The 24,419-nt window shown below is 59.2% G+C and carries 22 protein-coding genes; 12 read left to right on the forward strand and 10 right to left on the reverse strand.

The genetic code is table 11. The features are described 5' to 3' along the window. The first annotated feature begins 1 nt into the window (after position 1). From EX00_RS17350 to phbB, 5 genes are all read left to right on the forward strand, one after another. Complete coding sequence (locus EX00_RS17350) at positions 2 to 544, forward strand: GNAT family N-acetyltransferase (protein ID WP_047460164.1); 543 nt, start codon at positions 2 to 4, stop codon at positions 542 to 544. Between the two features lie 16 nt (positions 545 to 560). Beyond that, the gene (locus tag EX00_RS17355) at positions 561 to 1,352 is read left to right on the forward strand and encodes an ATP-binding cassette domain-containing protein (protein ID WP_047460515.1); all 792 of its coding nucleotides are present in this window, start codon (positions 561 to 563) and stop codon (positions 1,350 to 1,352) included. Further along, positions 1,342 to 2,250: an iron-siderophore ABC transporter substrate-binding protein gene (locus EX00_RS17360; RefSeq protein ID WP_047460167.1), complete on the forward strand. Its 909-nt coding sequence runs from the start codon at positions 1,342 to 1,344 to the stop codon at positions 2,248 to 2,250. The genes EX00_RS17355 and EX00_RS17360 overlap by 11 nt, the downstream gene beginning before the upstream one ends. Continuing rightward, on the forward strand, positions 2,250 to 4,238 hold the full coding sequence (gene fhuB / locus EX00_RS17365) for a Fe(3+)-hydroxamate ABC transporter permease FhuB (protein WP_047460170.1): 1,989 nt from the start codon (positions 2,250 to 2,252) through the stop codon (positions 4,236 to 4,238). The genes EX00_RS17360 and fhuB overlap by 1 nt, the downstream gene beginning before the upstream one ends. A gap of 67 nt (positions 4,239 to 4,305) precedes the next feature. Then, positions 4,306 to 5,031 (forward strand): beta-ketoacyl-ACP reductase, encoded by a 726-nt coding sequence (gene phbB / locus EX00_RS17370; RefSeq protein ID WP_047460172.1) that lies wholly within the window; start codon positions 4,306 to 4,308, stop codon positions 5,029 to 5,031. A 95-nt stretch (positions 5,032 to 5,126) separates the two neighbouring features. On the opposite strand, the gene EX00_RS17375 is transcribed toward phbB, so the two are convergent. Continuing rightward, complete coding sequence (locus EX00_RS17375; protein ID WP_047460173.1) at positions 5,127 to 7,316, reverse strand: TonB-dependent siderophore receptor; 2,190 nt, start codon at positions 7,314 to 7,316, stop codon at positions 5,127 to 5,129. A 307-nt stretch (positions 7,317 to 7,623) separates the two neighbouring features. On the opposite strand from EX00_RS17375, the gene EX00_RS17380 reads away from it, so the two are divergent. Further along, entirely contained in the window at positions 7,624 to 8,526 is a 903-nt protein-coding gene (locus tag EX00_RS17380) for an alpha/beta hydrolase (protein WP_047460176.1), read from the forward strand. A gap of 17 nt (positions 8,527 to 8,543) precedes the next feature. Continuing rightward, positions 8,544 to 9,266, forward strand: a complete 723-nt coding sequence (locus EX00_RS17385) for a 4'-phosphopantetheinyl transferase family protein (RefSeq protein WP_047460179.1) — start codon at positions 8,544 to 8,546, stop codon at positions 9,264 to 9,266. Between the two features lie 68 nt (positions 9,267 to 9,334). Here EX00_RS17385 and EX00_RS17390 read toward each other — a convergent pair whose 3' ends face one another. Next, positions 9,335 to 10,249, reverse strand: a complete 915-nt coding sequence (locus EX00_RS17390) for an alpha/beta fold hydrolase (RefSeq protein WP_047460182.1) — start codon at positions 10,247 to 10,249, stop codon at positions 9,335 to 9,337. Between the two features lie 78 nt (positions 10,250 to 10,327). On the opposite strand from EX00_RS17390, the gene EX00_RS17395 reads away from it, so the two are divergent. Further along, a complete protein-coding gene (locus tag EX00_RS17395; RefSeq protein ID WP_047460183.1) occupies positions 10,328 to 11,155 on the forward strand; it encodes a LysR family transcriptional regulator in 828 nt (275 codons plus the stop codon). Positions 11,156 to 11,179: 24 nt separating this feature from the next. Here EX00_RS17395 and EX00_RS17400 read toward each other — a convergent pair whose 3' ends face one another. The 7 genes from EX00_RS17400 to repA form a co-directional block, all read right to left on the reverse strand. Next, a complete protein-coding gene (locus EX00_RS17400; protein WP_047460184.1) occupies positions 11,180 to 11,917 on the reverse strand; it encodes an ABC transporter ATP-binding protein in 738 nt (245 codons plus the stop codon). A 4-nt stretch (positions 11,918 to 11,921) separates the two neighbouring features. Continuing rightward, a complete protein-coding gene (locus tag EX00_RS17405) occupies positions 11,922 to 12,764 on the reverse strand; it encodes an ABC transporter permease (RefSeq protein WP_047460186.1) in 843 nt (280 codons plus the stop codon). 17 nt (positions 12,765 to 12,781) lie between these two features. After that, entirely contained in the window at positions 12,782 to 13,750 is a 969-nt protein-coding gene (locus tag EX00_RS17410) for an aliphatic sulfonate ABC transporter substrate-binding protein (RefSeq protein WP_047460517.1), read from the reverse strand. A 347-nt stretch (positions 13,751 to 14,097) separates the two neighbouring features. Then, positions 14,098 to 14,754, reverse strand: coding sequence for a hypothetical protein (locus EX00_RS17415; RefSeq protein ID WP_047460190.1), 657 nt, complete (start codon positions 14,752 to 14,754; stop codon positions 14,098 to 14,100). Next, the gene (gene repC / locus EX00_RS17420) at positions 14,751 to 15,968 is read right to left on the reverse strand and encodes a plasmid replication protein RepC (protein ID WP_404944021.1); all 1,218 of its coding nucleotides are present in this window, start codon (positions 15,966 to 15,968) and stop codon (positions 14,751 to 14,753) included. Before repC ends, EX00_RS17415 begins: the two co-directional genes overlap by 4 nt. A gap of 171 nt (positions 15,969 to 16,139) precedes the next feature. Next, positions 16,140 to 17,162: a plasmid partitioning protein RepB gene (gene repB / locus EX00_RS17425; RefSeq protein WP_047460195.1), complete on the reverse strand. Its 1,023-nt coding sequence runs from the start codon at positions 17,160 to 17,162 to the stop codon at positions 16,140 to 16,142. Beyond that, positions 17,159 to 18,334 carry a plasmid partitioning protein RepA gene (gene repA, locus EX00_RS17430; protein WP_047460198.1) on the reverse strand — a complete coding sequence of 392 codons (1,176 nt, stop codon included), beginning with the start codon at positions 18,332 to 18,334 and terminating at the stop codon, positions 17,159 to 17,161. The genes repB and repA overlap by 4 nt, the downstream gene beginning before the upstream one ends. A gap of 378 nt (positions 18,335 to 18,712) precedes the next feature. Here repA and EX00_RS17435 point away from each other — a divergent pair, with 378 nt between their 5' ends. The 4 genes from EX00_RS17435 (at position 18,713) to EX00_RS17450 (ending at position 22,637) form a co-directional block, all read left to right on the forward strand. Continuing rightward, positions 18,713 to 19,765, forward strand: coding sequence for an alpha/beta fold hydrolase (locus EX00_RS17435; protein WP_047460200.1), 1,053 nt, complete (start codon positions 18,713 to 18,715; stop codon positions 19,763 to 19,765). Between the two features lie 155 nt (positions 19,766 to 19,920). Continuing rightward, positions 19,921 to 20,661: a response regulator gene (locus EX00_RS17440; protein WP_047460203.1), complete on the forward strand. Its 741-nt coding sequence runs from the start codon at positions 19,921 to 19,923 to the stop codon at positions 20,659 to 20,661. Continuing rightward, positions 20,658 to 21,980 carry an ATP-binding protein gene (locus tag EX00_RS17445; protein ID WP_047460206.1) on the forward strand — a complete coding sequence of 441 codons (1,323 nt, stop codon included), beginning with the start codon at positions 20,658 to 20,660 and terminating at the stop codon, positions 21,978 to 21,980. The genes EX00_RS17440 and EX00_RS17445 overlap by 4 nt, the downstream gene beginning before the upstream one ends. Before the next feature lie 318 nt (positions 21,981 to 22,298). Continuing rightward, entirely contained in the window at positions 22,299 to 22,637 is a 339-nt protein-coding gene (locus tag EX00_RS17450) for a hypothetical protein (RefSeq protein ID WP_047454231.1), read from the forward strand. Positions 22,638 to 22,643: 6 nt separating this feature from the next. Here EX00_RS17450 and EX00_RS17455 read toward each other — a convergent pair whose 3' ends face one another. After that, a complete protein-coding gene (locus EX00_RS17455) occupies positions 22,644 to 24,290 on the reverse strand; it encodes an IS66 family transposase (protein ID WP_047454233.1) in 1,647 nt (548 codons plus the stop codon). Between the last annotated feature and the right edge of the window lie 129 nt (positions 24,291 to 24,419).

Below are 24,419 nucleotides of genomic sequence, written 5' to 3' on the forward strand. Positions count from 1 at the left end.
AATGTGTGATGCCGCAGTGTCCCGAAACGGATTAGCATCGTCCGATGAGCGCGGACAGATCCGGGATGCAATAGAAATCACCACCGACAAGGGTAACATCTGCCGCGAGATCATGTCGGAACTGACCGAATGGTTCAGCGAGCCCGACGTCATAGAGGCATGCGCCGAGGTGATCGAGTCGCTGCCGATGTTCGGTTGTGTCGACAAAAACAGGGTCGCCGGTTTCGTCGCGATGCAATCCCATCCGCCGGACGCCATGGAGATACTGGTCATCGCTACCCGGCGGGCCTACCACCGCAGCGGGGTCGGCAAGCGCCTGCTTGCCGCCGCCGAGGATTGCGCTCGCACAGCCGGTTGCAAGATCCTGACGGTCAAGACGCTGGCGCCCCGCGGGAAGGACGAACCGCAATACGACGCGACGCGCGCCTTCTATGACAGGAACGGCTTCATCCGCGCGGAGATCTTTCCGACCCTCTGGCATGAGGATCATCCGTGCCTGTTCTTCGTCAAACCGCTGGAGGCCGCCCGTGATCACGCCGCTTAAAAGCGAAACGGCCGTCATGCCGTCCGATGAGAAGCCCACCGTCTTTACCACGGAGAGATTGCATTTCGACGTGGACGGCCAAACCATCCTTCATCCGCTCGATCTGAGCTTCAGAGCCGGGGAAATCTCGGGGCTGATCGGCCATAATGGTTCGGGAAAATCCACCCTGATCAAGCTTCTGGCTCGGCAGATCCAGCCGAGCGGTGGCCAGGTGCTGTTCGACGGCGCGCCCGCCGGTTCCTATGATGCCCGCGCCTTTGCCCGGGCCGTCGCCTATTTGCCGCAAGATACGACCTCGGCCGCCGGCATGACGGTGAAGGAACTGGTCGCGTCCGGCCGCTACCCCTGGCATGGCGCGCTCGGCCGCTTTACCGACCTCGACCGGGAAAAGGTCGAGACCGCCCTGCGGCTGACCCACGTCGACACATTGGCCGGTCGCATGGTCGACACGCTTTCCGGCGGCGAGCGCCAGCGGGTGTGGATCGCCATGCTGATCGCGCAGGACAGTCGCTGTCTTCTGCTTGACGAGCCGACCTCGGCCCTTGATATCGCGCACCAGATGGAGGTGCTGGGCCTTGTGCACGAGCTATGCCGCACCAAAAACCTGAGCGCCATTCTCGTCCTCCACGACATCAATATCGCATCGCGTTTCTGCGATCATCTCTATGCCCTGAAGGCGGGACGGTTGATTGCCGCCGGCCCGTCCGCAAGCCTGATGAAAGCGGAAACCCTTCATGCCATTTATGGCGCGGACATGGGCGTCACCGCCCATCCCGTGCACGGAACCCCGCTCGCCTATGTCATCTGACGGACCTCTCGACATCTTCAGGCTGTCGCGCCGCGACGCCCTGATCGCCGCAGCCGCGATACTCGCCGTTCCCCGGATCGCGCGCGCTGCATCGCCAATGTCCGGCCCGATCGTCTCGCTGGATTACGGCCTGGCCTCGACCCTTCTGGCGCTCGGGGTAACGCCGGCTGCCATCGTCTCACTTGCCGATTGGGACAAATGGGTGGTGGAGCCGAAAATGCCGTCCGGCGTCGTTGATCTCGGAACCGCCTGGGAGATCAATCTTGAAATCCTGGCGAGCCTCAAGCCGGCCCTGATCCTGACAACCCCTTATCTGGCAGCCCTCAAATCACGCCTCGAGCCGATCGCCCCCGTTCTGGAACTGACGATCTATGCCGAGGATGGAGAGGCACTGCCCCGCGCCATCGAGGCGACCAAGGTGCTGGCCACGGCGATCGGCCGCGAGCCGCAGGCGGTCGATTTCCTGGCAAGATCGGAGCATTTCTTCGATGATTGCGCCCGGCGGGTCCGAGAGATCTCGCCGCCGCCGCTGGCGCTCGTCAGTTTCGTCGATCAACATCATGCCCGCATCTATGGCGGCGCAGGTCTCTACCAAAACGTCATGACCCGGATCGGCCTCAAGAACGCCTGGACGGGCACCGGCAATTACTGGGGTTTCGAGACGATCGGCATCGAGCAGCTGGCCTCGCTCGACCAGAACCTGCGGCTGATGGTCTTCGAGCCACTCATTCCCCCCAACATCCTCTCCGGCCTGGAGGAGAGTCCCTTATGGACCAGCCTGCCCTTCGTCAAAGCCGGACGGATCTCGGTTCTCCCCGGCTCGCTCATGTTCGGCATGGTGCAGGAGGCGGAGCGCTTCGCCGGCATTCTGCTTGACCATCTCGAGAAGGCGGCCTGATGCGTATCCATTCAGACAATAGCTTCGGCGCACCGGCAGTAGGGATCGGACTTCTGCTGCTCGCCAGCCTGCTCGCCTGGCATCAGATTTTGCCCGATCTTTCGCGCCTGACGGCGCAGGACGTCGGATATGATCCGCGCCGGATGCTGCTGCTTTACTCGACCCTGCCGAGGATCGTGACCGCGCTTATTTCCGGCGCGGCGTTGGCACTGGCGGGAAGCCTGCTCCAGCAGGTGTTGCGCAATCCGCTGGCCTCGCCGACGACGCTCGGCATCTCCGCCGGCGCGAACCTCGCACTCGTCGCCACCATGCTTGCCTTTCCGGCCCTTGAAGGGTTGAGCCGCGACGCGGTCGCCCTCTTCGGCAGTGCTGCGGCGGCGGCCGTCGTCTTCCTGATCGGCGCGCGGCGCGGTTTCTCGCCTTTCGCGCTGGTACTTGCCGGGCTGATCGTCAGCGTCTGGAGCGGCGCGCTCGCCGCCATTCTCGTTCTGATGAACGACCGCTATCTCTCCGGCCTGTTCATCTGGGGTGCGGGCTCCCTGGCGCAGCAGAGCTGGACGATACCGTTGTCGCTGCTTCCCAAGATCGCGGTTCTCGCGATCCTCGCCGTGCTGATGGCGCGACCACTGTCGCTCATGGAACTTGGAGATAGCGGCGCCAGCGGGCTCGGGCTCTCGGTCAAGCGAACGCGGATCGTCGCCGTCTGCATCGCCATCGCGCTTGCCGCCATCGTCACCAGCGCCGTCGGCGTTATCGGCTTTATCGGCCTCATCGCTCCCGGAATTGCCCGTCTTGCCGGTGCACGACAGATGAAGAGCCAGCTCATTTGGTCGCCGCTGATCGGCGCCGGATTGCTGCTTCTGACCGACGAGGCCCTGGCATTTTGGACCACGGCATCCTCGACCTTTCTGCCGACGGGCGCCGTCACTGCATTTCTCGGCGCGCCATTATTGCTGCTGATGCTGCCGCGTCTTCGGATAACGCAGCGGGCCGTGCCAGCCTCTCCGGAGGCAAAAGGCCGGTTCGAGCACGCCTCGCCCGCTCTCATTGCCGCAGCAAGCGTCCTTCTCCTCGTTCTTGTCGCCGGCGCGATCTTCCTCGGACGCGCGCCGGACGGAACATGGAACATTCTTGCCTATCTGAATTGGCCGGATGTGCTGCCCTATCGCCTTCCACGCGTGATCGCCGCCTTTGCCGCCGGCATGATGCTCGCGGCGGTCGGCTCGATCCTGCAACGTCTTACCGGCAACGAAATGGCAAGCCCTGAAGTGCTGGGCATATCGGCAGGCGCGACCATCGGTGTGACGGCCGCTCTCTTTCTCCTGACCGCGCCTGGCATGGCGGCCCAGCTTGGCTTCGGTGGCCTCGGCGCACTCGCCGTTCTCATCGCCATTTTCATCTTCGGCATGTGGTCCGGTTTTGCGCCGGAACGAGTCCTGCTGACGGGGATCGCGCTCGGAGCGATGCTGGATGCTTCGATCAGCGTTCTCGCGGCAAGCGGCGATCCCCGCGCCATGACGGTCATGCAATGGATGAGCGGGTCGACCTATCTGGTCGACACACCGAAGGCGCTAGCGGCGGTGATTGCCGCGATCATCGGCCTGACGCTCTCGTTTCTCGCCCGGCGCTGGCTCGACCTCTTGCCGCTCGGGCCGCAGGCGGCACAGGCGATCGGCATTCGTGTCAATCTTGCGCGGGGTTGCCTGTTTTCATTGGCGGCCGCCATGACTGCCGCCGCCACGCTCGTGGTCGGCCCCTTGAGCTTCATCGGTCTCATGGGTCCGCATCTGGCACGAGAGCTTGGAATGCGGCGTGCCATGCCGCAGCTTGCCGGCGCGGCCTTGGCCGGCGGGGGACTGATGGTGCTCGCCGACTGGTTCGGCAGAATGATCGCCTTTCCCTATCAGATCCCAGCGGGCCTGGTGTCGGCGCTGGTCGGAGCGCCGCTGCTCTTGATCCTGCTCCTTCGCAGAAGGAGAGCACGATGACCAAGGCATCTCTCTGTCCCGGTTGATATCGAAACCGGGTTCACACGAAAATGGCAGGGAGAAAAACATGACCAGGGTCGCTTTGGTAACGGGAGGCACGCGCGGCATCGGCGCGGCGATTTCCATTGCTCTGCAAAAGGCGGGTTACACGGTTGCAGCCACCTATGTCGGCAATAATGACAGTGCCAGCTCCTTCAGGGAAAGAACCGGCATTCCCGTCTATCGATGGGATATTCGCGACTATCAGGCCTGCAAGGAAGGGACTGCCCGGATCGAGGCCGATCTCGGGCCGATCGACGTGCTCGTCAACAATGCCGGTATCACCCGCGACGGCATGTTCCACAAGATCACACCCGAGGACTGGAATGCGGTCATCAGCACAAATTTGAGCGGGCTGTTCAACATGACCCATCCGCTGTGGCCGGGCATGCGCGAGCGGAATTTCGGCCGGGTGATCAATATTTCCTCGATCAACGGGCAAAAGGGGCAGTTAGGCCAGGCCAATTACTCGGCCGCGAAAGCCGGCGATCTCGGCTTCACGAAAGCGCTGGCACAGGAAGGCGCCGCCAAGGGGATCACCGTCAATGCCATTTGCCCCGGCTATATCGGCACGGAGATGGTGCGGGCCATGCCGGAAAAGGTGCTGAAGGAACATGTTCTGCCGCAGATACCGGTCGGTCGTCTCGGCGAGCCCGAGGAAATCGCGCGTTGCGTGGTCTTCCTTGCTTCCGATGAGGCCGGCTTCATCACCGGATCGACGCTCACCGCCAATGGCGGTCAATATCTTGCCTAAGTCGGAAAAGATTAAAGGCGGGCTGTTGTTGCAGCCCGCCAGCTCAACCAGTGCTGAGGCGCTGCCCTTCATATGAGGGCAGCGCCTAAATTACATTACCAGCGGTACTTGAGCGAAGCCGTGATGTTGCGGCCCTGACCCAGGTAGCAATAGCCGCTGTCGCATATCGTCAGCTGCCGGTTGGCGATATTGCGGACATCCAGCGATGCCGTCAGCCCCTTGTACTTCTTGTCCATCGCCCCGAAATCGTAGGAAAGCGCGGCATCGAGATAGAAGCTTGAAGCGTTCTTCGAGGTATTTGCGGTGCTGGTGTAGCTCTTGCCGGTATAGCGAATCCCGCCCCCGACGCTCAGACCATTGGCGACTGAATCATCCTGGAACGTATAATTCGTCCAGAGGCTGGCAATATTGTTCGGCGTGACCGACGGCGCATTGCCGACGTCGTCGCCACCGGTGATCTCGGAATGATTGTAGGCATAGGACGCGATCACATCCAGACCATCGGCGACGGTCGCCTTGGCTTCCAGCTCGATGCCCTTGTTCGTGACTTCACCGAGCGATCTGTAGACAAGCGTCAGCGGATTGACCAGAACGGGCTTGTTCTTCTCGACCAGGTGATAGGCAACGGCGGACAGCATAATATCGGTGCCCGGCGGCTGATATTTCACGCCGAGCTCATATTGTTCGCCCTTGGTTGGATCCAGAATGCTGCCGGATTCCGATCGCTGGGTGACGGGATCGAACGACGTCGAATAGCTGGCGAAGGGCGCAAGACCGTTGTCGAAAAGATAAAGCGCTCCGCCCTGAACGGAAAACGCGTGGGACTTGACGTTCTCGGACGTGCTTGTTCCAGAGGAAACATAGGTCGTGTCGTTCGATTGATCGACCCAGGTCTGCCGTCCGCCCAGCGTGAAGCGCCACTTGTCGAGCTCGATCTGGTCGAGAGCGTAAGCTCCAACCTGCCGCATGTCAGCCTTTACGCGGCTGTAATTGTATTCCGGCGTCGCGCCGGAAACGCCATAGGTCGGATTGGAAATGTCGAAGTCATAAGCGGCGCTGGCGGTCGAATCGAAACCATATGCAAAGGCCGAATTCACATTGGTGTAGTCCAGGCCGAACAGCATGGTATGCGCGGCAGGACCCGTGTCGAACTTGGCTTCGAGCTGGTTGTCAACCTGAAAGACATTCATCGCGTCCTTGACAGCAGTTGCTCCGCGATGGGCAACCGTGCCCGTCCAGCTATAGATGCCGAGATAACGGGCGCGCAGATCCAGATGCGAAAAGCGGAGATTCTGGCGGAAGGTCAGCCCGTTGTCGAATTCATGCTCGAACTGGTAGCCGACCTGCTGCTGACGGGTCTTCTGATAGTCGTAGTCCGGATCGCTGGCACGCAGCTTGTGGACCTTGCCGTTGGCATCGATCAAAGCGCCGACATTGGCATCGGTCTCGTCCGCCTGCGCGGAGCCATAGACGGTAAAGGTCGTGGCATCGTCAGGCTTCCAGGTGAAGGACGGCTGGATGAAGTAGCGGTCGTCGTCGATGTCGAAGTTGGTTTCTCCCTTTCGCGCCAGACCCACGATGCGATAGAGGTATCTATCGTCATCCTGCGAGACCGGCCCGCCGAAATCGAACATGGTCTGGGCACGGTTCGACGTTCCGTAGACCACGCCGACTTCCCGGATCGTCTCCTCAGTCGGCAGCTTCGAAATCTTGTTGACGATACCGCCTGGCGAGCCCGCGCCATAGAGCACGGAGACCGGTCCCTTGATGACTTCGACGCGATCCAGCGAATAAGGATCGGTGCGGAACATCCCGTAGTTCATATAAGGCTGGCGCAGCCCGTCGCGGAAATCGCCCGTCGTCGTGATGTTGTTGCCGCGAATGAACATCTGGTCGAAGCGTGGATCGAAGCCGTTCATGCCGGTCTGAACACCGGCGGAATAGCGCACCGCCTCGATGATATTCTGAGCGCCGCGCTCCTCCATCTCCTTCTTGGTGACCACGGAAACGGATCGCGGCGTCTCGACCAGCGGCGTATCGATCTTGGTGGCGCCCCTGCTCTTCTTGGCTGTAATGGTCGCATTGTCGGTCGCATCGCTTGTGCTGCCATTGACAACAATCGGAGCGAGCTGCGTCGCATTCCCTGCACTCCCATTGGCTGAGGAGTCCTGAGCGACGGCGTGTCCACTCAATGCAAGCACCGTGGCAAGCGCTGTCGTCGTGCGCGCCAGATAGAATCTATCTCTCTTTAAAATACTGATATTGTTAAATGATTTAAACGCCATGACGAGATCGGCCCACCCTTCTTGAAAAGATGGCGCAAACTAGATCGTCATACCGGTCTTCGTCAAGAATACATGATTATAATAGTCATCTTTTTATCGCTGTTGATCTCACATGCTCCGATCCCGTTGAAAAAAGAGGCCGAAAGGCAGCTCATAATGTTGCAGCGTTGCGGGTTAGGAGCGCAACCATCAGCTTGCCAGACCATTGCCGAAATAATATGAGAAATTTCATCATATTTCGAGTCGATCGCGCGTTCCCTGGTGGAGCCGCCTGGCTCTATCGGTCGTTCGACCCTGCGGAGAAAGCATGCCCAACCCCTCATCCCGCGCGACAGAGACGCCACTTGCGCCCGTGACGATCGCCGGCGCCACCTTCGCCGATCTTGGTTTTGAAAATGCCAGCGAACCCTATCGCATCTTTCTCTATCGTCCCGCCAAAACGCCGCCGCCCGAAGGGTGGCCTGTCCTGTATCTAACGGATGGGAATGCATGCTTTGCAACGGCGGTCGACGCTCTCAAGATACAATCCTCCTATCCGAACGGCACCAATGTCTACGACGGTGTCATCGTCGCCATCGGCTATCCGTCGGATCAACCCTATGACCCGCTGCGGCGCTCCTGGGATCTGAGCCCACCTCCCGGCCGGATCTATCCGCCCTTTTTTCCCGACACTCCGGATGTCAGAACCGGCGGGGGTGAGCAGTTCCTCGCCTTTATCGAAGAGCGGCTGAAGCCCTGGGTCGAGGAACAGGTTCCCATCGACCGTTCTCGCCAGACCTTGTTTGGCCATTCCTTCGGTGGGCTGTTCGCCCTTTATGCGCTGTTTTCAAAACCGAACACATTCAACCGATGGATTGCGGCAAGCCCGGCCATATTCTGGGAGGACGCTGCAATCCTTGCGGCGGAAAGAGCGTTCCTGGAAGGGCAAACAGCTTCCCTCGATATCGAATTGCATCTTTCCGCAGGCCAATATGAGGGCGAGGTGCTGGCGCCCTTTCACAAGGGAACGCCTGAGGAGCAGAAGCGGCAAGAACGCGCCAGGGAAACCCGGACGGTGGAATATGCTCAAGACATGACCCTACGACTGGCGGCGTCAGCTGCGTTGCCCGGGATGGCGACGTTCGAAGAATATTCCGGTGAAAATCACATGTCGGTGCTTCCGGTCGCCTTGAACAGGGCCGTGCAAATTGCATTCCGAAGGACGAGCTGACAGTGGGAGCTTGATACATGATGGTGAAAGATGAAGTCGTTGTCTGGTGGCTCCGCACCGACAACGACGAGGAGAACTGGCCGCAACTGGAAGCACTACTCGATGACAGTGAGCGCGCCCGCGCCGCCCGCTTTCATTTTCAGCACGACCGTTCCTCCTATATCGCCGCCCATGCTCTCGGACGCTCTCTGCTCTCGACTTATGCCGGCGGCGATCCAGCCGGCTGGCGCTTCACGACAGGCGGTCACGGAAAGCCGGAAGTCGTCTCGCCGGAACCCGGCTCGCGATTGCGTCTCAATTTATCGCATACGCGAGGACTGGCAGCCGCTGCTCTCACGCTGGAGCATGATGTCGGGATCGACGTGGAATGGCTCAGCCGCAAACCCGCCATCGATCTGGCTGAGCACTACTTCGCGCCCGACGAATGCGCGCATCTGGCGGCCGTCGCACCGGAATTTGCCCATGAGGTCTTTCTCGCATTCTGGACCCTCAAGGAATCCTATGTGAAAGCGATCGGCAAGGGACTGGCACAGCCGCTGGACTCCTTTGCTTTTGCGCTCGATCCATTGTCGATCCGGTTCGACGGCGAACTGGGCGGTAACCCCGCACACTGGTTGTTCCGCCGCTTCCAGCCTACGCACGACCATCTGATGGCATTAGCTTTGCACCACCCAAAACCGAACGACGTGACCGTGACGACACTGGCCGCCAATTCGGAATTTTTGCTCCGTCAGATCTGACTTTAGCCTGCACGGGAAGCATGGAAATCCGTGCCGGCCCGTCGCTTCAAAACGCTCCCTTGTGCATCCTACCGCGTTCGGCCCTGCTGGAGCTGAAGGAACGCCATCAGATGCTTCAGCACGATGTCCGGAGCTTCTCGCTGCGGAAAGTGACCGAGACCGGTCAAGACAACGCGTTGATAGGATGCGCGGAAGAACCCGTCCTTGCCATCGGATGTGGAGGCATCGTTGCACGGATCGTCGCCGCCATGCAGGACAAGCGTCGGGACATGGATCGTCGGATCGGCCTTCAACCGGTCTTCCAGCACGTCACATGAAGGGTCGGGCTCGGCCAGACCCCAGCGAACCCGATAGGAATGGAGGACGACGTCCGCCCAGTCAGGATTGCCGAAGGATGTCGCGGTAGCGTCGAACTCCTCGTCCGGCACTGCCCGGCCCGGATTCCAGATCGTCCAGATGTAGCGCGTAAAGGCGAGGCGATCGTCACGGACCAGCGCCTCACCGCGCGGCAGCGCCATCAGCCATTGATACCAATAGTTTTGCGTCTGCCGCAGCGACAGAGGCTGGTCGGCATTGTTTGTACCCCAACCCACCGATATCGCGACGCAACACGCCACTCGTTCGGGTGCGAGGCACGCCGCGATGTAAGCTGCGCGAGCCCCCCAATCGTGACCGATAATGCCGAACCGGCCAAGGCCGAGCGCGTCGGCGAAGTCGAGCACATCGCGCGCCAGCGCCGAGAGCTGGCCGGAGCGCATCGCGGCGGGATCGCGAAACCGGGTCGGCCCCACGCCCCGTAGATAGGGCACGAGCGTGCGGAAGCCGGCGGACTGAAGCTGCGGGACAATGCCGTCCCAGGTGCGGATATCGTCAGGCCAGCCGTGTACCAGGATAAGAGGAAAGCCATCGCGCGGCCCTCCCTCCTCAAACGCGATATTCAAGATGGGCGTGACGGCTGATTGAAGAGTATGGAACGGGCTCATAGAGCCGATCCTAGTCCAGGCGATACACCGCCACAAACGATACCTTGTGATATGATCTATCGTAATTTACGATGGCTTATGGATATTCGCGCGCTGCATGCTTTTCGAATAATCGCCGAGACGGGATCTATTACCGCAGCCGCCGCCCGGCTCGGTACGGTGCAGTCCGCCCTGTCGGCGCGCATCGGCCAGTTCGAAGCGTCGGTCGGCGAGCCGTTATTCGAACGGTTACCACGCGGCATTCGCCTGACCTCAGCCGGCATACGTCTATTGCCTTATGCGGAGAGGATCGAGCGCCTGACAGCGGAAGCCATAACGGCGGTACGCGGCCGGCAGCCGGACCTGAGTGGCCCGTTCCGGCTTGGCGCAATCGAGGTTGCGGCTGCATCCGTCTTGCCCGCGACGCTCTCCAGCTTCCTGGGAAGTCACCCGGAGGTCGATCTGCATCTGCGCACCGGGGTCTCGCGCGAACTCGCTGCATCCCTGGATGCTGGTGAAATCGACGCCGCGATCATTGCCGAGGACGTCGTGCGTCATAACCTGGCATCCCTTACTCTCGACCGAATTCCTCTCGCCCTTTTCCAGCCGTCGGATCGCGCGCCAGAAACACTCGAACAGGCTTTTGCTTTCGGAAAGGGCTGCATCTGCCGTGATCGGCTGGAAGCGCTTGTCCATCGGCGGCGATGGAACATGCGGATCGTTGAGCTTGGTTCGGTCGATGCCATATTTGGCTGCGTGGCGGCCGGGCTCGGCGTTGCAGTCCTGCCGCGCATGCTGGGCGCCGGCCGACCGCTTGAGACCAAGCCAGTCGGGCATCTCGATCTCTTCCTGATCTATCGGCCCGAAGCGGATGCCAAGGCACGCGCTTTGGCCGCAAGCTACGCCGCGATCGAACATTCGGTCTGATGCACAGACAGTGGCTAATCGCTGTCAGGATGGCTGCAATGATGTATTCAGCGACAAGAGCAGCTGTCTTTTCACGGCCTCGAAGGACTCCAACGCACGATCGCGTTTTCTTGGCAGATCGATGTTGATCTCATCGAGAATACGCCCCGGCCACGGCCGCATGACGATGATCCGGTCGGCGAGAACAAGGGCCTCGTCGATATCGTGTGTTACGAGAATGAGTGTGGGGCGGGTCTCGGACCATATGTCGAGCAGGTGGTCCTGCAGGTCTGCGCGCGTAAAAGCATCCAAGGCCGAGAATGGCTCATCCAGAAGCAATACCTCCGGTCGGGTGACCAGCGCGCGGGCGATCGCCACCCTCTGGGCCTGGCCGCCTGACAATTCCTTCGGCCAGCGCTGACCGAGTTTAGCCAGGCCGACCTTTTTCAGCGCGGCCTCGACCCGGTGACGACGATCATCGCCATCAAGTTCGGCAAGTCCAAAGCCGACATTGTTGGCAACGCTCAGCCAGGGCAGGAGACGGGGCTCCTGGAAGATGAGATTGATCAGCGGATGCGGCTTGATAACCGGCTCGCCGTTCAGCTCAACTGTTCCGCGCGTGGGGGTTTCGAGACCGCTGATCAGCCGCAGGAGCGTGCTCTTGCCGCAGCCCGACCCGCCGATGACGGCAACGATCTCGCCTGGCGCCAGATTGAGCGAGAAGCCTTCGAGCGCGCGCACGCCGTTTGCATAGGTCTTTCCCAGATTGCGCAGTGTCAGCATTGGCTCATCCTTCCCGCCTGTAGCTGTCCTGCCATGTCAGGAAAGGCGACGTCACCGCCATGAGCAGACTGTCCGTCAGCTTGCCGATGACCGCGAATGTAATGATAGCGGCCATAATCTGATCGGGTTTACCCATTTGCTGCCCATCGACGAGAAGATAGCCAAGTCCTTCCGAAGCCCCCATGAATTCAGCGGCAACGACGAACATCCAGCCGAGGCCGAGACCGGATCGCAAGGCGGTCACATAGGCGGGAAGTACGGCGGGCAGCATGACCCGCCGCACCAGAGCAAACCCGGATAGCCGGAAAATGCGCCCGACCTCGACGATCTTGCGGTCGACCGACAGGATGGCGCCCGATACGCCGAGATAGACTGGAAAGAAGACGCCGACGGCGATCAGCGCCACTTTCGACGCTTCGAAGATCCCGAACCAAAGAATGAACAAAGGCACCCAGGCGATCGAGGGAATGGATCGAAGCGCCTGCAGCGACGGATCGATCAGCCGGCGCGCAAGTCCGAAATATCCGGTCACGGCACCGGCAATGGTGGCCGTCACGGTGCCGATGATAAATCCGAAGAACACCCGGACGGTAGTGATGCCGATATGGGTGAAGAGTTCACCGGATTTCGAAAGCGCCCACAGGGTTGCCGCGACCCTCGACGGCGGCGGCATGAGGCGGCCGGAAAACCAGCCGGCCGAAACCGCGACTTCCCAGAACAGCAGCCCGAGGGCCGGCAGGATGACGGCCACCGTCGCCTTGCCGCCTATTCCATAAAACGCAGACGCCGCGATTGAACGCGACGCCTTTGTCTCCGTTTCGATGCCGGTCTCGGCCAGGTCCGCCATGACGATGCTGAGTGCCTTTACTGCGTTTTCCCGACGGCGAAGCGGTCGTCGATCAGTTCATTCGTGACTTTCTGGATATCCACGTCAGCAGGAAGAACACCGGCACTCTGCAGGGCCAGCCCCGCCTTCGAAATCGTGTCGCGCTGCAGGTTGCCGATCGTCGGCTGTAAGATGTCCGTGCGTTCGAGTTGCTTGGCAATCACGTCGTCCGGCAGTTTTGCCGCTTCCACCAGCGCCGCCTTCAATGCGGCGGGATTAGCGATCGCGTCCGCCCGCGCCTGTTCATAGGTGGCGATGACGCGCTTGACGATGTCGGGATGCTCCGTGGCAAAAGTCTCGGTGGTGTTGAGCACGCCCCATGTGTTGTTTTCCGGCTTGCGATAGAACAGCTTCGCCTTGTCTTCCACTTCGGCGGCGGCCATCAGCGGGTCGAGGCCAGCCCATGCATCGACATCGCCGCGCAGTAGCGCGAGTTTTCCGTCGGCATGTTGCAACAGCACCAGCTTCACATCCGTCTGCTTCAGTCCGGCATCCGTCAGGGCACGGACGAGAAAGATGTGCGGATCGGTGCCACGGGTGACCGCGATCGTTTTGCCCTTGAGATCCTGAACGGTTGAAATCGGGCTGTCGGCCCGGGTGACCAGGGCTGTCCATTCAGGGCGCGAGAAGACATAGATCGATTTGATTGGATTGCCGTTGACCCGAGCGATCAGTGCCGCAGCCCCCGCGGTCGACCCGAAATCGATAGCGCCGGCACTCAGAAATTCCAGCGCCTTGTTGGAGCCCGCGGACTGTACCCAACGGATGCTGATATTGTCCTTGGCGAATTCCTTTTCGAGCAGCCCTTCCTTTTTCAGGAGAAGGCCAACGGGATTGTAGGTCGCCCAGTCGATCCTGATCTCGGAAAGATCAGCCGCCTGGGCCGATGCCAGCCCGAAACCCAAAGCCGCAATAGCACCCAACACCGCCGAACGAAACACGCCCATATCCATCCCCTCTTCCCGGCCATTGCCGTATACACGTTGGGATTACCCTACGGGGCCGAGAGCCCGGGCGTGAAAGCTGTAATGTCTATTTCTATAGAATTTATAGGAATATTTTTCTCAATGGAGGTTGTGCAGCTGGCTGCTCCTCGGCCGAATGCGGTAAGCGCCTTGCATTAGAGGCCGAATTTGAGTAGATTTAGCTCAGATATTTGCTCTTGGTTGCCCTTGTTTGAAAAAATAATCGATCGTTTAAGCATTTGAATTGGCGCCATAAGTTTTCTTAACGGAAGCAAAAACACTCATAATTTCCACTATCCCGACAAGCGCATGAATGCCTTCATCGTCATTCACGAACATCCAGCATGGATTCTGCCGGCTTTTGAGCCGTACGAGGCTCTTGGCAAGCCTGCGATGAGACGATCGAACACCTCCACATCGTACCGATATTCAGACGGGCTATCGATAGTAGCCGTCGCCGGGAGATTGTCTGGTAATGCCCATTCGACACGTCTTGGAAGCATGATCGCGAGTGTTTCGTACCAGACGTGAAGAGAAGCTTGCAGGCGAGCGTGAAGATCGAAATTCGACCTCATCTTGATAGTGTCTTGCTCTCTCTGCTGCCTTGCGACGCGTGGATCGATCCTCTTGACGAGGTAGAGATCCGCAAAGCCCAACTCGCACTTTTGCAACGCATTCCGGGTGGCTTTCATCTGATAGCGCCAATGGCTCTCCGGCGCTTCGCCTATCTGCCACAGACCCCAGATGTAATGCAGTTTCAAGGGATCGGTATCACAGACGGCCCTTTCCTGTTCGCACTCGATCTCAACGGCCTCGGACCAGCGCCTCACATTCCAATCCGTCCAGAGAAGGGCAGCTCCCCGTGCGTCGGCATTCCTGTCCGGCCGGAGTTCCGGATAGCTCTCTTGGACAAGAAACTCTGAGGCGTGCTGTCGGCACCAGGTCGTCTTGCCGGCGGCGCTAATCCCTTCGACGACGATGATCATGATGCCTTCCTTGCCTCAGTGTCACGCCCTCGTATTTGTGCCATCAGCATCGGACCGAGCGAGAACTCACCTCGACGGGCTCTTGTGGTGAGATTGCGTAGGTAGCCACCGGCTGAGCTGATGTGCTGTGCCTTTTCGAGGAGGCAGGCCATGATGATTGCCGTGCTTTCCGGCCCCATTGTATCGCAAGCATCCTGATAAGCGCTGGATGTCACCCCCAGCATGGTTCGTACGACGACTGCTGCTGTCATCAGATCACGCCAGCTGGCAATTGTGCCGGAAGGACCGTAATTGGCGATCTCTGGGCATGCCTGCAGCACCGTTGCCAAGGGATAGACTTTGATCGGCTGTGGTGAGAGCTTGCCGAGTTGCTCGGCCGGCTGGTCTGGTTCTACGGATGTCGCAGCCTGAGGGCTTGCTTCAGATTCTATTTGGGATTCGGTATTTGAATTCTGTATATGCCGGTCATTTTGAACATCATTGGCAACTGATTTTTCGGAATTCAGCTGTGTTTCCAGAATGTTGATGATCTCATTGCGCAGCATTTCCATTTCTTCGGCGATAGGAGCGATATCCACGGCTGTTGGCGTGCGTGGCAGGGTGTTGACGAGGCTGAGATAATGTCTCTCGATTGCCTGCCAGTCACCGGGAACGCCTTCCTCGATCGCGGCGCTAATCAGCTTGCGAACATCACGGCGGCAAATTGTGAGCTGCTCCTTGGCCTGTCGCAAATGTTTTCGCTCGACGGTAATCTGCCGCGCGAGATCCGCAAGTTCCTCGGAACGGGCAAGGAGCGGCGCTAGATTGAAACCATAGGCGTCCTCGACAGCCCCTGCCCCGTCCTTGCGGGCAAAACGCTTGCCGTTCGGGCTATCCTTGCGAAGGATCAGGCCAGCCTCGACCAGGGCGGCCAGATGTCGCCGCAGCGTCGTTCCGGTAATGCCATGGGCTCGAACTGTGAGCTGATTGTTGGATGGAAAGACCACCAGCCCAGTATCCTCGCTGAGTTCCTTTTCGGGATAGAACGTCAAAAGAGCATTCAGAACCGCCAGCGTGCGATCTGAAATGTTCAGCAGGGGTCTTGCTTCGCAGACATCGCGAAACACCCGCCACTTATCGACGGTTTTACCTTGTCGGATGGCAGTTGCCTTGATCTGATTTCTCATCAAGGCAAGCGACATCGACCGCCGCCCGAAGGGCGTCGTGATATGCATCTCCATTTCCTTCACCTTTCAACAGGCAAAAGAAAGCCGCTCACCAAAAACGGTGCCAAAGACTCTTGACTATGATTCGCGGAAATGTGATTCTCGTATTGCTACATACTGAGAAGGGCTTCCGCTACGGCAACGTTCGGGGGCCTTTTTCTTTTGCTATTCAGTCTCCTGTTACGGCTTGATCTTGTTCTGCGTGGTCTGTGGAGATTGATCGAGATATTCCTCGTGCAACCCTTCCATTCGACGCAGCAGATAATTCACGAAATCGTCCGGGACGGCTTTCGTGAAGGTAAGCTTGGTACCCGCCTTGGCGTAGTTCACGACGGCAAGGGTCATTCCCTTGGAAACGACCTCCTGAGTGCGATCCGCCGGCGCTGTGGGAGCATTCTCGGCCTTGGAAACGGCATTCAACACAGCCACGAACCTGTCATCGCTGGAAAGCGATTGAGCTGCTATCTCTTCCAGAACCCGTTCCGCGATCGTTTGGGCTTTGGCATGGGCGCTCCAGCGTTCAGCCAGTTGCGCCCAGCGGCGTCGGCCGGTTTCCGGAGCGGCACCAATGTGCGTGAGGACCGTTCTCGGGAAGACTTTGGCGATCTGCAGCATTTCGGAAACATGCGACTTGCCGGTCGCGAGCGATGAGCAGATCACCTCGCGCTTGAAGCCCGCCTCTTCCTGGCTGAGGGCAAAGACGCATTTCTCGATGAAGGACAGGTCGTCGCGATTGGCGTTTTCCTCGCCCTGGATGACGATTGCCTGTTCGTCGGTGAGATCGCGGACGATGGCCCGGAACTTGACACCAAGAAGCTTTGCAGCAGCGAGGCGTCGTCGTCCAAAGACGATCTGAAACCTGCCGCCCTCGCCCGGCATGGGCCGAACGAGACCGGGCGTCGTTTGCCCATGCTCGCGCATGGACTGCACGAGATCCTGAAGCCTGTCGGCATCATAGGCCCCGTCAAAACGATCCCGGATAGACGACGGTAAAACCGCATCCACGTCGAGCTGGATAATGTGATCGGCACCCTGCAGCAGCTTGTCGGCAAGCTCGCCGCGTTCTTGCAGCTGCCGAACGCTAGCGGCGACCTTCAGAAGATGCGGCGACGCCGATGTCGTTGGCGTGGGTACGGAGGCTGCATCCTGGCCGAGACCGACCAGGACATTGGCAAACATGCCTTTGGAATCTTTCCTGCTCATTCGCGTCCCCATGCTCTCCAAAGAAGCTCTTCAATTTCGGCATTTGCCGCGTTGATCGATTCGATTGCCCTGTCATAGGTTTTCGGGGCGGAGAATCTCGACCGCTGCACTTCGTAAAGGCTCTGTTTCCAGGTCAAGGCATCGGCAACGGCGGTTGATTTGATCACCGAATTAAGCAGCAGGTCCTCGCCGAAAACCTGCCGCATCAGGGCCGTCATATTGGCCTGCGGATGGTCGTTCGGCTCGAACTTGGTGATCAGGAATTTGGCAAAATCCCATTGGGCCGAAGTGCCGACCTGTTCAAGGATCTGCATGTAGGATCCGGCGAGTTCCAGGAACTTCGCCGTGGAATCAACATCGAGCATATGTGCCGGAACGGGTATCAGGACGCCGGTCGCCGCCGTCAGAGAAGACAGCGTGAGGAAGTTCAGCGACGGTGCCGAATCCATCAGGATGATATCGTAGCGATCTGCCACTTGCTCCAGGGCCTGTGATACCCGCAAGAGGAAGCCTGTGCCGCCGGATTTACGCATTTCCAGCGCAACGGCGGTTTCGAACTCCGTCAATTCGAGACCGGCGCAGATGACGTCGAAGCCGGCGATGTGGGTCTGGTGGATGATCTGTTCGGTCGGGATCGGATCCTCGAAACGGATGGCGGAATAAAGCGTATCGCCGTTGCGATAGTCGAAGTCCGGCAGGCTGCCATGGAGGGTAGTCAAGGATGCCTGGGGATCGAGATCAACCGCCAGCACGCGATAGCCTCTCAAGGCCAGATAATGGCCGAGATGGATGGTGGTGGAGGTCTTGCTCGATCCGCCCTTGAAATTGGTGATCGCCAGGACCTGGCATTGTTCCTCGCCCACCCTGCGCGGGTTCATCCATTTCTTGCGCCCGTTCTGCGCCAGATGCATGCGCAACTCGAGGATCTGCTCGAGCGTATAGAGCCGCCGTCCATTGGCGACCTCCGGCGTTGGTCCCTGCTCTTTCAGAGAAACCTGCCTGATATAGGCCTCGGTCACGTTCAGCAGCGTGGCAACCTCGGATGAGCTGAATTTGCGCATCGTACGGCGGGCGTGCGGAGGAAACTGGGCTAGGCTGAGGTTGCCCAATGCGGTATCCAGCTTCGCAGAAAATGTCTGCATGAAGGCGAGGCTGCTCAGATGTCGGGTCATGGTTTTCTCCCATTTTTGGCCACGTTACTAAGCGCCTTTATGGTTGGGTTTTTATGACTGGTCTCTTTATTTACGCGGATTGGCGGTACTACCGGCATTTTGCGTAGATAAGAACTACTCCGATTCTATGATTCGTGGCAACCGGGCCTGAAAATCGTGTTCCCCGCGGGGAACTTGTGGTTTGTGGCAGTCAATTCACGTTACCAGAAGTGAGTTCCCCGCGGGGAACGCTGGTTCAGGACTGGCTGTGGTTTGTACCATATTGTATCTGCGCGCTGGGAAATTACACCGGTATTCAAAACTATCCGATCGCGACACATCGTGGATACAAGGCAAAGTCTTTTTCCAGGCAGCGCCATGCTTATTGGAGAAAGATCGATGTCTGAAGAAATTAATCACTACCGCCGCCGCTTCTTTACCGCCGCCGCCGCGATCTTCGCCGCCTCGCAAATTAGTTTGCCTGATCCCGCTCTGGCGCAGTCCGATAAGGCAGGGCCGACAACCGAGCCGACGGTCAAGCGTTGGTCGAACACCTCTTTCGGTGCCCTGAAGCAGATCGATGCCGGCGCGCTGAATGTTGGATATGCGCAGGCTGGCCCGGCCGGCGGCGTCCCGATCATTCTGCTGCATGGCTGGCCCTATGACATTCACAGCTTCGTCGATGTGGTTCCCCTGCTCGCCTCGCGGGGCTACCGTGTGATCGTTCCTTATCTGCGTGGCTACGGGACGACCCGTTTTCTCTCCGACGCAACGGCTCGCAATGGTCAGCAGTCGGTCGTGGCTGTTGATATCCTCGCTCTCATGGATGCACTGAAAATCCCGAAGGTGATCCTCGGTGGTTTTGACTGGGGCGCACGCACGGCCAATATTCTGGCGGCGCTCTGGCCGGAGCGTTGCAAGGCGCTGGTCTCCGTCAGCGGTTACCTGATCGGCAGCCAGGAAGCCAATAGAATGCCGCTGCCGCCAAAAGCTGAACTCCAATGGTGGTATCAGTATTACTTCGCCACCGAACGCGGGCAGGCAGGCTACGACCAATACCGGCGCGATTTTGCCAAGCTGATCTGGCAGATTGCCTCTCCGAAATGGGATTTCGACGGTGCGGAGTTCGATCGCAGTGCGGCAGCCTTCGACAATCCGGATCACGTCAATATCGTCATCGATAATTATCGCTGGCGGCTTGGGTTGACGATGGGCGAGCCGAAATATGATGATCTAGAGAAGCGTCTGGCAAAGGCACCGGTGATCAGCGTGCCGACGATCACCCTGGAAGGTGACGCCAATGGCGCGCCGCACCCTGAGCCCGTATCCTACCGTAACAAGTTCTCGGGTCAGTATGCGCACCGGACCATCGAAGGCGGCATCGGACATAACCTGCCGCAGGAGGCGCCGCAGGCCTTCGCGCAAGCGATTATCGATGTCGACGGATTGTGATCTTTCAAGCGGATGCCCCGGGTAATAATATAGAATGCCGCTGCCGGCGCTTATCGACGGTCCCTGCGACTAACGAAATCCAAAGCAGTTTGTATCATTACTATTATTGTGATGAGAAAACCGAGATCAGGTTCGGGCAGCGAGGGGAGGAGATGATGGATCATATCGACCATATTCTCATTGTGGATGACGATCGGGAAATCCGCGAACTGGTATCGACCTATCTGAAGAAGAATGGACTGCGCGTCAGCATCGCGGCTGATGGCCGGCATATGCGGGCATTTCTGGAGGCAAATTCGGTCGATCTCATTGTCCTCGACGTGATGATGCCGGGCGATGACGGCCTGGTTCTGTGCCGCGAACTGCGGGCCGGCAAGCACAAGTCGACGCCGATCCTGATGCTGACGGCGCGCAACGACGAAACGGATCGTATCGTCGGTCTTGAGATGGGGGCGGATGATTATCTGGTAAAGCCCTTTGCCGCGCGCGAGCTGCTGGCCCGTATCAAGGCGGTCCTGCGCCGGACCCGCATGCTGCCGCCAAATCTCCAGGTCACGGAAGTCGGCCAGCTCTTGTCCTTCGGCGATTGGCGGCTCGACACAACCGGCCGGCATCTGCTTGACCAGGAAGGAACAGTCATCGCGCTCAGCGGCGCTGAATATCGTCTGCTCCGTGTGTTCATCGACCATCCGCAGCGCGTCCTCAATCGGGATCAGCTTTTGAACCTCACGCAAGGGCGCGACGCCGAATTATTCGACCGATCCATCGATCTTCTGGTCAGCCGGCTTCGCCAGCGCCTCTGTGACGATGCGCGCGAACCCGCCTATATCAAGACGGTTCGCAGCGAGGGCTATGTCTTCGCCATGCCGGTCGAGATATCGGAGCTTCGTCGATGAGCACCGTTGCGGAGCCTGGGCGGTTCCGATTTTGGCCCCGCACCTTGGGATCAAGGCTGTTTCTGATCCTTCTCACTGGTCTGATGCTGGCGCAGGGGCTGACTTTCGTCGCCCAGTTTGCGGAGCGCTACATGGCCGCCAGGAGCGTAATGCTCAACACGCTGGAAAACGATGTGGCGACCTCGATCGCTGTTCTCGACCGATTGCCGGCGGCCGAGCGTGCGGCCTGGCTGGACCGTCTGGATCGCGGAACCTATCGCTTTGTGCTGGGACCAGGTCTCCCGGGGGTAACTGACATGAGTGCGCGGGGCAGGGAGATCGCTGGAAAAATACAAGATGCCGTTGGTGGCAGTTTTCTATTAAATTTCAATAGCTTACCTGGAAATAGCGGGCGTCTCCAGGCGCATCTGACCTTGAGCGATGGTCATCCGCTCACGATCGACGTCAATCCCGCGCCCATTATGCCCGTGGCAAAGTGGTTGCCGGTCGTCCTCTTGCTGCAACTCGGTCTTCTTATTCTCTGTTCCTGGCTGGTCGTCCGCCAGGCGATCCGGCCGCTTGTGGATTTTGCCAGCGCCGCCGATGCGCTCGACCCAAACAAGAAAACACCCCGCCTGACCGAAGGGGGGCCGAGTGAGGTCGCCCATGCTGCGCGAGCCTTCAATGCGATGCGGGATCGCATCGCTCATTATCTCGAGGAGAGGGTGCAAATCCTTGCGGCGATCTCCCATGACCTTCAAACGCCGATCACGCGCATGAAGCTTCGCGCCGAAATCGCCGAAGACTCGGCGGAAAAGGAAAAACTGGTCCAGGATCTGGCTGAAATCGAGCGCCTGGTCCATGAAGGAGTGGCCTATGCCCGAAGCGCCCATGGAAACACCGAGAAATCCTCGCGCATAGATATCGGCTCCTTCGTCGAGAGCCTTGCCTATGACTATCAGGATACCGGCAAGGCCGTGATGGTCGCCGATAAGATTGATGGCACCATTGTAACGCGGCCGTACGCGCTCCGCCGGATCCTGACAAATCTCATTGACAACGCGCTCAAGTTCGCCGGCACGGCGGAAATATCCGTGCAAAAGGACGGGACGGGCGCAATCCTGATCAAAGTGCTCGATCGCGGGCCAGGAGTTCCCGAGGATCAGCTCGAAGCTGTGATGCAGCCTTTCTTCCGGCTGGAACAGTCCCGTGGCCGCGGGACGGGCGGCACTGGATTGGGACTGGCGATCGCCGGTCAGCTTGCGCTGGCAATCGGCGGCTCGCTCCAATTGTGCAATCGTGTGGGCGGTGGATTGTCGGCGGAAATCTCCATCCGCTGACGGGCGGAAACCACGATCCATCCTGTGTATGCGCGATGTTTTGCCTCTTCCTCGATTCCGGCGCTGAAAGTCTCTTTATTCGTTTTTAGAAAGGAATAGTAGCAACGGAAGTAAAGTCCTTATACACTTCCTGTTGATGCTAGGAAGTGAGTAGCCCGGTGGACTTCGCCGTAGTATCGCAGGCGCCGAAAAGGGTAAAAGGGGCTGATTTGGGGGCGCTGCCGAAGCGCTGGGCAATTGTGCCGTTGATGCTCTTCTATCATAATCGATGGCGGAGCATAAGACGGCATTGGAACCAGAGGCGCGGGTAGCGGCAAGATGCACGAGATCGATATCGAGGAGCTCGACGAAGCCACGCTGATGGAACTGCATGGACGCATCGTCGAACGGCTGCATTTTCTGCATCAGCAAAAGACGACGGCAGCCCTGCAAGAGATCAAGATCGGCAGCGGCGTAACGTTTGAAAGCCCGGATGGAGGAACGATCAGGGGCATCGTCATCCGCCGCAATCGTAAGACCGTGACAGTTCACACCGATGATGAGAAGCATTGGAACGTCTCGCCGTCATTGCTGACGCTTGTGGGCCGGCATGGTCTCGATGGAGAGGCGTCCAAAGACGGTCGTGTCGTGCCATTCACCAAGCCCGGCGCCAGGTAGCGAGGTTCAGGCTTTCGCCGCGATAAGGCCTGCCAATTGCGGGATGGCCTCACTGCCAAGCCCGAGCCGGTCACCGAGATAGTGGTAAAACGAGAGCCCAAGCTTCTGGCACGTCTTCATCAGGCCGAGCATGGTGTCACGCGCGACACGGCCGTCGCGGCTCATGGTGCCGCCAGAGATCTTTCGCTTGGTGACGAAGGTTCGCAGATCATTCTCCGACGCGTTGGTATGTAAAGGGATATAAGGGTGCTCGAGAACTTTGAGCAGTTCGTCTTTTCTACGATGCAAACGCGCCAGCAAGGCGTCGAGCGCATTATAGCCGGTGCGCAGGGTAAAGATCCTGTCGAACCGTCGTCGGAAGCCCGGGATTGCCTGTGGTAAAGGCTTTTGTTTCCAGACCTTCAGCATCTTGTAGAATCGCCAGACGAGATCCCGGACAAGCGCGACCGATCGCGCCTCCTTCGGCTTGACCGGCATCAGTTTCTGTAAAAGACGTTCTGCGTGGATCCAGCAAAGAGCATGATTGCCGACGCGGAACTGGCCGGCATCGTCGGAGACAATCACCATGTCGCCCAGAAGACCGTGATGGCGGATGGAACCCCAGAGGCCGGCTTCTGCCAGGACCCCGATCCCTTGGCGGTCAAAAATATCGACACCCTTGCGCGCCAGATATTCCAGGAACGGCACCTGGTTACTAAAGTGCCGAGGCTCGACACTGCGAAGTCCGGCAGCAAGCGCCGGGTCAGCACGCCGTTCTTCCAGATAGCCGAACGCGGCATCGTTGAGGACATAGTCCTGGTAGTTGCCGCGCAGCAGCGACAGGAAATTCAGTCGCGATTTCGATTTCGTGGTGCGGAAGGCGGTAAAATGCTCGCCGCCGATCTGGGTTGTATAAAAGTTACCGTGCGCGTGGCGGGCGCCGGTGTCGTCGACCGTAACATAAGGGGCCGAGGCCAGGCCGGCATGCAGCACTGCCGCGTCTTCGGCGACAAACCCATCCAGCTCCTTGGTCAAAAGGCGCACGACCTGGCGTTTCGAGACCTCGACGCCGATATCATTCAACAGCGTGGTCAGCCGCTGTGTCGTCACCTGACCTTGCGCGTGCAGCATCAGACAAAACCGCCTGAGGTTCGCCCCATAGCCACCCATGATCCCTGCGGGTAGCGGCGCCAGCACCGTCTTGCCATCCGGGGTCGCCCAGCATTCGCGTCGGTAATGAACAAGCTCGGTTGCCAACACCAGCTCCCGCACGAAGCAGCTTTTGTATCCCTTGAACCGCGAGCCGGCCGGAACGCCTGCACGTAAAATCTCTTCCCGGCTCACCCGCTTCACATCCAGCTTCGGGCCGCGCGGCTTCTTCTTAGCAGCCGCTTCTTCGTCAGGTTTACTATCGGTCGCTTTGTCCATGCCGGATGGGCGAAACGGCGGTCGCGGCGGCAGGTTCTTCAGCCGCGCGATCTCATCACGCAGCAACTGGTTCTCCACCTTGAGCTTGGTATTATCCAGCCACAGCCCCGCGTTCTCGGCCTCAAGCTTTTCGAGGCGAACTTCGGCCTGTTCAGCCCGCTCCAACAGGCCAGTCACCAGACTGCGTAGCGCCTTCAGCGAAAGCGTGTCAGCGTGCTCGGGGGAGGGGAGCCGTCTCTTTGCCATCCCTGGACCGAATCATGATTTGCCCCGTCTTGGGAATCCCTGCGCCGACCAACAGGATTCAACCCGCCCGGCTATGCACACTTTCTATACCGGACGCTGAAACCCTGCCACCGATTTTGCCCCACGTAC

The sequence above is a fragment of the Martinezella rhizogenes genome (genome assembly GCF_000799715.1).
GTDB lineage: Bacteria > Pseudomonadota > Alphaproteobacteria > Rhizobiales > Rhizobiaceae > Rhizobium > Rhizobium rhizogenes_C.

What these genes read in the sequence shown, in the direction of transcription:
- EX00_RS17350 (WP_047460164.1), top strand. Translation starts at nt 2, where the DNA reads ATGTGTGATGCCGCAGTGTCCCGAAACGGATTAGCATCGTCCGATGAG.
- EX00_RS17355 (WP_047460515.1), top strand. Translation starts at nt 561, where the DNA reads ATGCCGTCCGATGAGAAGCCCACCGTCTTTACCACGGAGAGATTGCAT.
- EX00_RS17360 (WP_047460167.1), top strand. Translation starts at nt 1,342, where the DNA reads ATGTCATCTGACGGACCTCTCGACATCTTCAGGCTGTCGCGCCGCGAC.
- fhuB (WP_047460170.1), top strand. Translation starts at nt 2,250, where the DNA reads ATGCGTATCCATTCAGACAATAGCTTCGGCGCACCGGCAGTAGGGATC.
- phbB (WP_047460172.1), top strand. Translation starts at nt 4,306, where the DNA reads ATGACCAGGGTCGCTTTGGTAACGGGAGGCACGCGCGGCATCGGCGCG.
- EX00_RS17375 (WP_047460173.1), bottom strand. Translation starts at nt 7,316, where the DNA reads ATGGCGTTTAAATCATTTAACAATATCAGTATTTTAAAGAGAGATAGA.
- EX00_RS17380 (WP_047460176.1), top strand. Translation starts at nt 7,624, where the DNA reads ATGCCCAACCCCTCATCCCGCGCGACAGAGACGCCACTTGCGCCCGTG.
- EX00_RS17385 (WP_047460179.1), top strand. Translation starts at nt 8,544, where the DNA reads ATGATGGTGAAAGATGAAGTCGTTGTCTGGTGGCTCCGCACCGACAAC.
- EX00_RS17390 (WP_047460182.1), bottom strand. Translation starts at nt 10,249, where the DNA reads ATGAGCCCGTTCCATACTCTTCAATCAGCCGTCACGCCCATCTTGAAT.
- EX00_RS17395 (WP_047460183.1), top strand. Translation starts at nt 10,328, where the DNA reads ATGGATATTCGCGCGCTGCATGCTTTTCGAATAATCGCCGAGACGGGA.
- EX00_RS17400 (WP_047460184.1), bottom strand. Translation starts at nt 11,917, where the DNA reads ATGCTGACACTGCGCAATCTGGGAAAGACCTATGCAAACGGCGTGCGC.
- EX00_RS17405 (WP_047460186.1), bottom strand. Translation starts at nt 12,764, where the DNA reads ATGGCGGACCTGGCCGAGACCGGCATCGAAACGGAGACAAAGGCGTCG.
- EX00_RS17410 (WP_047460517.1), bottom strand. Translation starts at nt 13,750, where the DNA reads ATGGGCGTGTTTCGTTCGGCGGTGTTGGGTGCTATTGCGGCTTTGGGT.
- EX00_RS17415 (WP_047460190.1), bottom strand. Translation starts at nt 14,754, where the DNA reads ATGATCATCGTCGTCGAAGGGATTAGCGCCGCCGGCAAGACGACCTGG.
- repC (WP_404944021.1), bottom strand. Translation starts at nt 15,968, where the DNA reads ATGCATATCACGACGCCCTTCGGGCGGCGGTCGATGTCGCTTGCCTTG.
- repB (WP_047460195.1), bottom strand. Translation starts at nt 17,162, where the DNA reads ATGAGCAGGAAAGATTCCAAAGGCATGTTTGCCAATGTCCTGGTCGGT.
- repA (WP_047460198.1), bottom strand. Translation starts at nt 18,334, where the DNA reads ATGACCCGACATCTGAGCAGCCTCGCCTTCATGCAGACATTTTCTGCG.
- EX00_RS17435 (WP_047460200.1), top strand. Translation starts at nt 18,713, where the DNA reads ATGTCTGAAGAAATTAATCACTACCGCCGCCGCTTCTTTACCGCCGCC.
- EX00_RS17440 (WP_047460203.1), top strand. Translation starts at nt 19,921, where the DNA reads ATGGATCATATCGACCATATTCTCATTGTGGATGACGATCGGGAAATC.
- EX00_RS17445 (WP_047460206.1), top strand. Translation starts at nt 20,658, where the DNA reads ATGAGCACCGTTGCGGAGCCTGGGCGGTTCCGATTTTGGCCCCGCACC.
- EX00_RS17450 (WP_047454231.1), top strand. Translation starts at nt 22,299, where the DNA reads ATGCACGAGATCGATATCGAGGAGCTCGACGAAGCCACGCTGATGGAA.
- EX00_RS17455 (WP_047454233.1), bottom strand. Translation starts at nt 24,290, where the DNA reads ATGGCAAAGAGACGGCTCCCCTCCCCCGAGCACGCTGACACGCTTTCG.